This is a genomic window from Cerasicoccus sp. TK19100 (assembly GCF_027257155.1).
Classification (GTDB): domain Bacteria; phylum Verrucomicrobiota; class Verrucomicrobiia; order Opitutales; family Cerasicoccaceae; genus Cerasicoccus; species Cerasicoccus fimbriatus.
On sequence record NZ_JAPWDU010000008.1, the window covers coordinates 77,644 to 89,026 of the forward strand.

At 54.9% G+C, this 11,383-nt stretch carries 5 protein-coding genes; 1 reads left to right on the plus strand and 4 read right to left on the minus strand.

Annotated elements, in window-relative coordinates:
• Positions 1 to 81: 81 nt before the first annotated feature.
• A complete protein-coding gene (locus O3S85_RS18975; protein ID WP_269542544.1) occupies positions 82 to 4,251 on the minus strand; it encodes a TIM-barrel domain-containing protein in 4,170 nt (1,389 codons plus the stop codon).
• 379 nt (positions 4,252 to 4,630) lie between these two features.
• Between O3S85_RS18975 and O3S85_RS18980 the strand changes: the two genes are divergently transcribed.
• Positions 4,631 to 7,516 carry an alpha-amylase family glycosyl hydrolase gene (locus tag O3S85_RS18980; protein ID WP_269542546.1) on the plus strand — a complete coding sequence of 962 codons (2,886 nt, stop codon included), beginning with the start codon at positions 4,631 to 4,633 and terminating at the stop codon, positions 7,514 to 7,516.
• 95 nt (positions 7,517 to 7,611) lie between these two features.
• On the opposite strand, the gene O3S85_RS18985 is transcribed toward O3S85_RS18980, so the two are convergent.
• From O3S85_RS18985 to O3S85_RS18995, 3 genes are all read right to left on the minus strand, one after another.
• A complete protein-coding gene (locus O3S85_RS18985; RefSeq protein WP_269542547.1) occupies positions 7,612 to 8,376 on the minus strand; it encodes a PEP-CTERM sorting domain-containing protein in 765 nt (254 codons plus the stop codon).
• A 44-nt stretch (positions 8,377 to 8,420) separates the two neighbouring features.
• On the minus strand, positions 8,421 to 9,116 hold the full coding sequence (locus O3S85_RS18990) for a hypothetical protein (protein WP_269542549.1): 696 nt from the start codon (positions 9,114 to 9,116) through the stop codon (positions 8,421 to 8,423).
• An 80-nt stretch (positions 9,117 to 9,196) separates the two neighbouring features.
• Positions 9,197 to 11,353: a glycoside hydrolase family 66 protein gene (locus O3S85_RS18995; protein ID WP_269542551.1), complete on the minus strand. Its 2,157-nt coding sequence runs from the start codon at positions 11,351 to 11,353 to the stop codon at positions 9,197 to 9,199.
• Positions 11,354 to 11,383: the final 30 nt, after the last annotated feature.

Here is an 11,383-nt window from a genome sequence, read left to right on the forward strand (position 1 = left end):
TTTACAGTTCAACGCTCGCGCTTTGATAAAAAAAGCGCGCAGCAAATCCGCTGCGCGCTTGAAAGAAACCGGTAACAAATCTTACGGAGCGCCGGTGGACACGGTACCGTTTTCTACGGTGTAAATGCCCTTGCCGGTGATGTTGTAGTTGTTACCGCCGTTGCTATCCCAAGTGCCGTTATTGTCGTTGAAGGCGAATTCGACATTGGTCGCATCGATCGTCACAACCTTGTAGCCCGAGACTGAGCTATTGCTCATCGCGACGCCCGGTGAGGTTGTCCATCCGCTGCTGTCTGCGTTGTAGTGGATGTTGGCGTTGGTCCACGGCGTCGAGTAGTAGATCGTCACCGCCGGATAGCCGGAGGTCACGCTGTTCGTCGACGAGTCGATGCTGTAAACGCCGGGGTTCGCGATGGTGTAGTTACTACCGCCATTGTTGTCCCAGTTGGTGCCGTCATCGGTAAAGGCTACCTCGATGGATGTGCCTTCGATGATGATGTGCTCATAGCCAGGGAACGCCGGGTCTTCGTCCATCAGGTCGCCGGGGATCGTGGTCCAGCCGAGGCCATCCACATTGTAGTGCATGTGCGTTTGCGGGCTGAAGGCGGAGTCATAGTAGATCTCGATCCGGATGGGATTGTAGTTGGGCAACAGATTGCCACCGAAACCGACCGTGTAGAGACCTGGCTGGGTGATGCTATAGTTGTTGCCGTTGTTACTATCCCATGTGCCAGCGCCATCGTTGAAGGCGAACTCCAGCGTATCGGCGTCGATCTCAATGTATTTGAAGTTCGACATCGCGGTGGCCTGCATTTGATCACCAGGCGCGGTTGTCCATCCACTGCTGTCCGCGTTATAGTGGATGAAGGCGTTGGTCCAGGTGGTTTCATAGAACAGCTGGATGCCCCCGGGAGGACCGCTGACGATGGAGTTATCCGTCGAGTCGATGGTGTACGTGCCAGGCGTCGTGATGGTGTAGTTGCTGCCACCATTGTTCTCCCAGTTCGTGCCGTCGTCGGTGAACGCGATCTGCGTCAACTCGTTGCCATAAACCGTCAGCTCGAAGTAATCGCTGTCGGCCGAGCTAACGCCCATGCTGGTGCCGGGGAATGCCGTCCAATCGCCGCCATTGGCGCTGTAGTGCATAAGAGCCGAAGTCCAGCCCACGGGTGGCAGGTAATGGATGGTGAACTCCTGAGGCGCGCCGCTAACGATCGTTCCTGAAACCGGATCCACAGTGTAGGTTCCGGCAGCATTGATCGTGTAGTTGCCGCCGCCGTTGTTGTCCCAGTTCGTGCCGTCGTCGGTGAAGGCAAACTCCGCGCTGGTGTCGTTGATCGTGAAGGACTTTACGCCGGGATAGATGCTGCTGCTGAGCGCCTCGCCCGGGAAGGTTGTCCACGATCCGTCAATGCCTGCATCGTAATGAATCAGGTTCGCGAAGTCGGTGATGTAATACAGCGTAATCTGGTTTGCCGAGTTATCTCCTGCGGTAATCGTGACCGCTTGGCTGGTCTCGTCGGTGCGGACGTAGAGGCAGCGTTCGTTGCTATCGTAGAAGTAGCCCGAAGAAGCAGCCTGCAAAGCGCCGAGGCTGCCAAACGATGATGCGGCAACGCTGTTAATTTCAACCGAGGTCGGTGCATCGATTGCGTGGCGCACCACCATGTAGTAATCATGGCCGTGGTCGTAGGTTCCCTGCTTTGCACCGATCGTGAAGGTCCACAAACCGCTCGTGGTTTGATTGGTCAGCTCGGTCAATGCATACTCGCCACTCTCGTAGTCGAAGGTTTCACCATCGTCATCGTAGAGCGTGAACGTGGTTTCGTCTTCGCTGGGCCAAGCGTGGATTGTCAGCTCTTCGGGTTGGAACTCGTTGGCGTATTGCAGCACGGGGCGCATCGGGATGATGCCGCCCTCAGCAACATACATCGGCATGACGCTGATCGGTGTGGACTTCGTGACCGACGAACCACCGCTGTGGAAGGAATCATCGTGCCAGTAATACCAGTTTGTGCCACTCGGCAGGTAGGTGCTACGCTGCGTGGCCCCGGTTTGCGTAACGGGTGACGCCAGCAAATACGGGCCGACCATGAAGTCGTAGTCACTGCTCGCCTGGTGCGTTTGCGCATCATTCGGGAACGAGAAAAACAGCGGGTTGTTCAACGGTAAGCCCGTGGTCGATGCGCGGTAAGCCAGCGAGTAGAAATACGGCATGATCGCGGAACGCAGTTCCAGCGCCGCCTTGATTTCTGCTGAGTTGGCATAGAGCCAAGGCTCCCGCAGTTGGTCCCACTTACCGGAGTGGTTGCGGAAGAACGGCATGAGGCTGCACCACTGCGCCCAACGGGTCATCGACTCACTAGAAACATTCCCCAGGAAACCGCCAAGGTCGTGGCCGAAGTAAACCTGACCGGAGATCATCGTGCTCAAGCCAACGCGCAAGCTCGGGCCTTGCCCGTAGGCGCCGCCAGCGCTTTCGTTAACGTTGTCACCGCTCCAGTTGAAGGCGTATCGCTGAATGCCAGGCCAGCCGGCGCGAGACAGAACAAAGGGCCGTGTGTTCGGGTATTGCTCAGCCAACGTGTCGTAGGTGTTGCTCGCCTGATAAACGTTGTAAGTGTTTTTCAGGTAGATTTGCTGGCGACGATAATCGCTCGTGCTGGAGCCGTAGCGGCCATCGGCATCATAGAGGCCATCGAGCGGGATGGGCTGCGATTGCGCAACTGTGTCGCGTTCGTCGGCTTGTTCGTTCAGGTCGTTCCAGATACCATCGAAGGCGTAAGTGCTCAGGTAATTCTTCTGCTTGGTCTTCCACCAACTTTGCGCTGCAGAGCTAGTAAAGTCCAGGTAGGAGACATCGCCGAAGAAGAGCCAGTTGATCGATGTGCTGCCGTTGTTGTTCGAGATCAAGTGCGAGTTGTTATTCGCTTCGGTCCACAGTGGATCCGCCGTGGCGAACCAGGCTTCAATCAGCGGTACGGCCTTAACGTTGTTCGTGTGCAAATAGCTGATCAAGCTAACGCCATCCTTGAACCAATAGTTGGAATTATTAGGATCGTCCTGAAAGGTGAGCTGGCGCATGTCGTTGTTGCCGCGATATTCATCATCCTGAAAAGTGCCGCCGGGCGGAACGATGTGCGGATCGCTGTCCATGTAATCGATGTCGAAGTAGATGGCATCCAGCGGGTAACCCTGGGAGCGGGCAGTCGCCACGATGTTGCGCATCTGGTCCTCGGTGTAGGTCCAGCGTGACAGGTGGTGGCCGAGGCCCCAGCGAGGAGGCAGTGCGGGCATACCCGTCAACTCCGAGTAACGGCTGAGCACGGCTGCCGGTGTGTGGTCATCGCCACCGCCAAAGAAGAAGTAGTCGATATAGCCTTCCGTTGCTTCAAATGAGAACTGGTCATTGACCGTGGTCAGTTGGTTACGCTGGGCACCGCCGTAGGGGCGCTCGCGCTGGAACATGAAGTTGGGACGCGCCGGGTTATTCCAGAAAACGCCGTAGGTAAAGCCCGAGTGGCTGCCGTTGGGTGTCTGCACGCCATACATGAACGGCATCGTCATATACATCGGGTTCTTCTGGTCGTTCCAATAGAAGGAGTCCGAATTCCAGCCCTGCACGACTTGGCCGCGACGGTTCAACTGGAAGGGCACTTCGCCGAGGCCGAAATAAGACTCGTTGGCCGGGCTTTCCTTGACCACGCGCACCCGATACCAGGCAGCGATGTCGTTGCTGTTTTTCAGGAGTTGGAAAGTGGTGTCGCCGTACGGATTGTAGCCCGTGTCGTATTCCATGCGCTTGTCGCGGAGGAGGTATTGCCCGCTTTGCGTCTTGTCGACGAAGTCGATTTTGATGTTCGGGCTCTTGGTCACTTCCACGATCAGCTCGTCAGTCTCGATCGTATAGATCGACCCATCGGTGAAGGTCGCAGTAAAGGCTGGCCAGTCACCCAGAGGCTTGGCAATGGCGACATCTTCATGCGACTCAATGCCGCCCCAATCGAACTTAACGCGGATCACGTCTGGCGCGTATGGAATGATTTCACAGACGCCGCCAGTGCTCAGTCCGAAGACCGCTTTCTGTTTACCGGATTCCGTTTGTGTGGTGGCGGACGTCACCGATCCGGCGGTCGTTGTCTGACCAAATAGAGACGTGCTCCATCCGGCAAAAAGGAGGAGCAGCAGCGCGCTCAATCTCCCGAAGTTAAAGCCCAGGCAATGCCTCAGGCGAGTTGTGTGTGGTTTCATGGCGATATTTTTTTGTGCGGTTTCGTTGATAAGAAGTTAATGGTTAGTTCTCAGACGCGCGCACGAATCCAGCCTGGGGACACTCTGGCTATCACAGTTAGAAGGGGCATCGTTGGGGCGGGATTCGGGGAATAAGGATGAAGCATTATCTAGCTTCGGCAGAAAACATACACGCTTGAACAGGGACATAAAGCGGTAAGCAGTTGGACAGTTTAACGGCTTCCCCAAATCCGTATCGGTGGCCCCGTGCATTCAACTGTCCAAAACAAAAGACATTACCAATTCCGACCACCCGCGCTATGCCCTTGAGCAGCCGCGCGCGTATTTCTCTGCCGTGGCTGACACCAAACCGCATCAATCCTCAACCCCGTTTATTCCCGTGAAACACTCCACCGTAGTCTATTCAACGCTCCTGCTGGGCCTACTCGGTCCTGGCAGCCTGGCTTTCGGACAAGCCAGTAATTTTAACCAACTGCATTTCCGCGGCACCCCCAATGCCTGGGGCACTCATCCAATGACGCTCATTGCGGATAATCTGTGGCTAACCGATGCAACCTTCAACGGACTCGGCGACGCCAATGGGCCTGATCGCTTTAAGTTCGACAGCTCATTTGACTTCTCCGGCAACTATGGCGACGACGAGCTGGACGGCATTGCAGACGCCGACGGCTTGGACATCCCAACGCCGCTTGGGGCCGGCGACTACCGCATCACCTTCAACGACAACACGCTGCAATACGCGATCACCAAGCGTAACTACACCGAAGTTTTCTTCCGCGGCACACCGAACTCTTTTGATCTCAGCGAATCGATGCAGCTCGTGGATCATCACGTCTGGATGGCCGAGGTTACCTTCTCCGGAGACCCTTCGGATCGCTTTGTCTTTGACTACTCACGCGACTGGTCCGGCAAGCTCGGCGACACCTCGCTGGATGGCGTCAGTGAGGCCAACGGCAGTGACATTCCCATCAGTGAAGCGGGCGATTATATCATCCTGCTCAACGACGACACCCTTGCCTACAGCGTCATCAACATGAGCGCGAAGAACTTCGACCAGGTTTATTTTCGCGGCACAATAAACGGCTGGGGTAACGCGGCGATGACTTTCGTGGGAAACCATACCTGGGAAATCGAAGCCAACTTTGTCGGCCACGCTTCGGACCGCTTCAAGTTCGACCGCTTCGGCGACTGGTCCGAATACTATGGCGACAACCAACCCGACGGCATCTCCGAGCAAGGCGGCAACGACATTACGATAGCGCCCGGCCGCTACCTAATCTCGTTCAACGACGACACCCTCGCCTACTCGGTACAATCGCTCGGCGCGGCAGAGCAAATCCAGCTTGGGCATCACTACAGCCCGGAAGTAACCACCTTTGCCATTTGGTCTCCGGACACGAGTAACGTAAAGGTCTCCGTGGATGGCGATGTTTACAGCCTGCTCCTGCAACCCGATGGCAACGGCTACACCGATGTTTACGCCATCCAAGTTTATGGCGATCACCTGCTGTCAGAGTATCACTTTCTCATTGATGACGTGCAAGTTCGCGACCCCTATGGCCGCATGGTCATTCCGGGAACGGATACCAACATCGTCATTGATTTGGCGTTAACGGATCCCATTGGCGGACGCGTGGCCCCACCAGCGCTCAACGAGCGCGAAGACGCCGTTATCTACGAAGTCCACGTGCGCGATTTCACAATCCACAGTTCATCGGGAGTAGACGCCAATAAGCGCGGAAAATTCCTCGGGATGGTCCAGCCCAACACGAGCTACAACGGCGTTAGCACCGGGCTTCAGCACTTGAAGGACCTGGGCGTCACCCATGTCCAGCTGTTACCTATGTATGACTACGGCACTTGCTCTGCCAAAGATCCGGAAGACGGGCCAGGCTGCTACAACTGGGGCTACGATCCGGAAAACTTCAACGTGCCCGAAGAGCGCTACGCGATCGACCCCAACGACTATCTGGGCCGCATCGAGGAATTAAAAATCATGATCGACGAGCTGCACGCCAACGGCATTCGCGTGATCATGGATGTGGTCTACAACCACACTTGGGTCATCGAAACGCAAGATGGCAATGGCAACATTCAGTTCTCTCACCCAGAAGGCGAGCGGATGTTTTCAGACATCACGATGGACTATTTCAATGTCAATGCGCCCGGTACTTACGGTTTAGCTGGCACCGGCAATTCGATTAACCCACGCGAAGCGATGGTAAGCCGAATGATTCGCGATTCCCTCGAATACTGGGTTGGCGAGATCGGCGTGGATGGTTTCCGCTTCGACCTGATTGGCATCTTTGATTACGAGGATGTCGCCGAATGGGCCGACTACCTCAATGCCCAATTCCCCGACCGAGACTTGCTCATCTACGGCGAGCCATGGAACGGCTACGCCACTGATCCCGACGAGGCCGACCGCGTGCGCCTTGGCACGATTGGGCTAATCGCGGACTCGCATGTCGGTTGTTTCAATCCGAACTACCGGCAGGCCATTAAAGGGAATAACGATGACGGCGCCGGCGGCGGCTTTGCATTTAATCAAGTTGGCAATCTGTGGGAGATCCAAGTCGGCAGCCGCGGCGGCATTCGCTTTGCCTACAACCCAAACGTGGCCGTGAACACGTGGGACTCCATGTTCGCCAACGATCCTGAGCAATGCATCAACTACGTTTCCGCGCACGATAATTTATGCCTGTGGGATAAAATCGAAGACTGGGCGGACCTCAACGGAAACAGCAGCAACACAACCTACAAGCGACGCATCTCGACCTTTGCCAACGGCATGGTGCTCACCTCGCAAGGCATTCCATTCCTGCATGGCGGTGAAGAGTTTCTCCGCACCAAACAGGGCGAGAAGAATAGCTACAAATCGCCCGACAGCATCAACCAATTCGATTGGCAGCTGAAGGTGGATAACTTCGACATCTTTGAATATTACCAGGATGTCATTAGCTATCGGCTGAATCATCCGGGCTTTCGCATGAACACCTGGCAGGAGATCGATAACAACATCAACACCTACAGCCCGGCAACCGGCGTTATGGTCAACCATATTCACGGCGCGGCCAACAATGGCGACTCGTGGAGCGAAATCTTCGTCATCTACAACTCCGGTTCCAACACCGCCATTAGCCTACCCGCGGGCGACTGGCATGTAGCCATTGAAAAAGCAGATCCGTCGGAAGGAAACGACCGCATCGTCAACGGCAGCATTACGGCCGAGGGCACTGCCGTCACGGTGCTTTATAAGGACTAGCTATTTTTCGGCCATGTGAAAGTCCGGGGGTGGTCGACATAAAGAAACCTCCAGCCGATATCCGGCTGGAGGTTTTTCGTGGCAATGTAGCGAGACTAGCGGCGGCGCAGGAATGCTAACCCGAGCATGCCCATGCCGAACAGCAAAGCGTATTGGCCAGGCTCAGGAACCGTGGCGAGGTTATTGATAAAGAGCGCGTCTTCGTTTGAACCACCGGCATTCGCGTAAAGCTTAAAGCTTGTCGCGATGCCCGTGTAAGTTCCACTGTCGAGGTCAGTAACTCCGCCACTGCGAGCAATCGACCAGTTGCCACCGCTGCCAGAAGTTTGTTCGAAGGTAAGGGTGAACAAGGTATCGTCACTGTAGGCGCTGCCGATACTGCCATTGCCAGTCGCAGCACCATTCACCGTGTAGTCGTCACCACCGATGTTAAAGTTGAATATCGTAGCTTCTCCGGATCCGCGCATGTCGATGCCTTTGTTGCCGCCTCGGAAGTTTACCGCTAGGTCGATTGAGAAGCTCTGTCCAACGCTCAGGCCGGCCGGATCAATAAAACGAAATGCGGTTGCCTCAGCACCATTGCCGAGCATACGGAAAGACACGCCGCCGGTGTCGAGGCTGGGAGGGTTACCGCTCAGGCTACTCACGGAAGCCACTTCATGAGTAATATCGGCACCAGGATTCAGGAACCAAATACCGTAGGCGCCAGGCCCAGTGATGGAGCCGTCGGTTCCATCCAGCCAACCACCGCTATAGGCAGTAGCGCTTGCGTTATCGGTTCCGACAACGGCGGCAGATAAGGAGGAAGTAAAAGCAACGCTGCTGATGGCGGACATTGCGAGGTAGTGTATTTTTTTCATATCGATATCTTGGGATTAAGATGCTTGTGGATCAGAGAAAATCGTCACTTGATTACCAGGCGGTTAAAGAAAAGCGCGTTCGCTACGGCACTACCTTGATCGCCAGCATAGAGCCGGATACTGCGCGCACGGCCTTGATATTGGCCACGGGCCAACACCTTGCGTCCCCCTGCTTCGGAGATTTGCCATTCACCGCCATCGGTTTGCTGCTTAAAGCTAAGCTGAAAAAGCGCCCGCGTCTTGGCATTTAAATCCAATGCGCCGTCGCCAGACTTTGCCTTGCTCACCGTGTAAGGTTCAATGCCACCGTTAAAATTAAAAATCGTTTGGTCGTGGTCATTGCGCAGGTCCAAACCTTGATACCCGGCTTCGCCATTCACGATCAGCTCAATCGAAAAAGTCTCGCCTGGGCTCAAACCAGCCGGATCAAAGAACCGGTAAAGCTCCACAAACTGGCCATTGCGGTCATGGAGCATAAACGCGAGTCCGTCGGTATCAATATTGTCTCCGCTCTTTCTCAGAGCAGATGTCTCGATGCCAATGTTATCGCCAAAGCGAATGGCCGACTCATCAAACACCCAGCCGCCCAATCCGTCTTCTTCGGCGGAGCCATCCTCCAGGTTTTCCCAGCCATCGGCATAGGCGGGCTGGGAAGCGTCATCGTAATCCGCGCCAAGCAACGCAAGCGGTGCCAGCGTGAGCCATCCATACGGGATAACATGCTTACCAAAAAGCTTCATGAGTGGGGGAAATTTATAATAGATATAGTCTGTAGAAGGTAGTGCATTGGACCAGCACCTGTGTATTAAACAGTTAACCCTTATTCACTGTAGTTAATGATGATTGTGCCGTGAACCAACAACTCGGGCACCGTGACTGTGATGGATTGATCCTTGAGCTCGAAGTTTACCGACTTTGGCAGTTCATACTCAGTGCTATCAGGGCTGGCAAAAAACACCGCCTGCGGCGAAATGCATTGCGGCAAGGGAACATTAACGGCGACGTCCCGGCGCGGCGAGATGGAGGCCGGCGAATCGTCCCACTCTGGCTGACCGCTAAAGTTGAGCAGCTGCACGCAAATGGCATTGCGATCCGGCGCATGGAAGCTGCGGGTAATGCCGTCGGCTAACGCAACGCGCAAATCAAGATTGGAGACATTGCCTCCGTGCGTGTATTCGTAGAGCATGGCGTCGTGCGCATAGTAGCGCTTGAGCAGCTCGGCATGGTCTTCGGGAAGCACTTGGTGGTCGGGGTAGTAAAGTGAGTTCAGCGCGTGCATTTCGCCAGCCGCTTCATCCGGCTCCCCTGCAACCATGAGCGACCCGCCACCCGTCATCGTAGCGCCAAGAACGCGCGCCAACGTCCACTTCGGCCAAGAAGTATGCGCCGGCTCCATATCCGCCGGATAGAGCTTCAGGATGACGCGCTGCCCACTCGCGCCATGGTGGAAGTAGCAGATGTCCACGAGATCGCTCAATCGTTTGGCCTGCCAGCGCCAGATCTCCAGAAACAGAAAGTCCGTCACCTCATACATGTTCTGCACGCCAAACTCATTCACGCTATTGAATGAGACCAATCCGTGTGGTTTCACTGAATGCGTCATCGTCGCAACGTCCGCGACAAAGCCCTGCAATACCTCCGCCAACGAGGCTCCGTCATGCGGGCTACCATTGGCGTAGAAACGCGCATCAGCTGGATCGCCATAGGTATCGATTTCAAAGCCGTCAAAAGCGACTAGATCGCCCGGATTATCTTCCAGCGTTTGCCGCAGCTCCTCCATGATGTAAGAGCGCCACTGGGAACCTTCCGAAACATTCATCAGCCAAAACCACTTGGGTTTTCCCCGGCTTTCTGCTTCCGCCTCGGTCATGATCTCGCCATTAAATACCTTTGGCTGACCTTCTATGTCGGTCATCGGATCAGTAATTCTGTCGTAAACACTTTTAGAAGCAGCATAGGCAGATATGTAAGCCAACGCGAGGATACCGCGTTCCTGGCAAGCCTCGATCTTCGCCTTCACATCCAGCCCATTGATGGCCACGCCAAATGGTTCAAAGGCATAGCGAGCCTCGCTCGGAGCATAGTCGCCGTGCGCGGGAAAGTAGTCATAAAACTCAACGGCATTAATGTAGATATCTGCCAGCATCGCGGCTTTCGCAGCGTAGTCTTGCTGCCCCTCAGGATACGTCGCAAAGAAGCCATAACGCAGGTCATCAGCCGGACTATCGGTGACCGATAAAATGATCTTTTCTGCAGCAACTACTTCACCCGAACGCTTCAGCTCAACGTTCACCACATAGCCACCGGTCCAGGCAACTACGGGAAGATTAACTTCATTGCGTCCGTTTCGAGCGCTACGACTATCGCTGAAGAGTGAGCGACCGAGCGGTGTCGATATTTGAATCGCGAGCTCTAAGCCAGACTCTGCTGAATCTACATCGATGTATAAACGGTTGCTTACCGATGGCTCGACCCATACCCGCTCCAGTGCGAGCGACAAGGACACCTCGCTCGCTGTTTTCGCCAAAGATTGATTGCTATTCATCGGCTTTAATTCACTTAAAATCGCCGCAGAATTATCCCCTGCTCGCTCCTTAACGTGCGGGTCATGCGTCCAAATCATTTGCCCATTGGCTGTCTCGACAACATAGCGATACTGGAAGTTCGGTTCCGGACGATCAATGAACGCATACCAAACACCAGAGGGATAACTTTGCATCGCAAAGCGCGGGTTATTAACGACCCCGTTATCATTGTTAGCCCAGTTATTAAATGACCCAGCGAGGTAAACATTCTCCACTTTCAGGTCAGTGTTTGGTTCGAAGCGAAAAAGCACGCCAGACTCGTCGTACAGCGGCGGTCCTGATTGCCTTAGGGCGTTTTCAAGATCCGGATTAGCTACCGACATCTCCTCGGCACTCGCAAACATGCAGGTAGCCAGCAGAAGCAGGGTGCTAAAGACGAGACGGGTTAACATGAGAGGAAAACAAACAGTAAATGTGAGTAA

Coding starts and splice junctions, on each gene's coding strand:
- O3S85_RS18985 (WP_269542547.1), bottom strand. CDS start 8,376: ATGAAAAAAATACACTACCTCGCAATGTCCGCCATCAGCAGCGTTGCT.
- O3S85_RS18975 (WP_269542544.1), bottom strand. CDS start 4,251: ATGAAACCACACACAACTCGCCTGAGGCATTGCCTGGGCTTTAACTTC.
- O3S85_RS18995 (WP_269542551.1), bottom strand. CDS start 11,353: ATGTTAACCCGTCTCGTCTTTAGCACCCTGCTTCTGCTGGCTACCTGC.
- O3S85_RS18990 (WP_269542549.1), bottom strand. CDS start 9,116: ATGAAGCTTTTTGGTAAGCATGTTATCCCGTATGGATGGCTCACGCTG.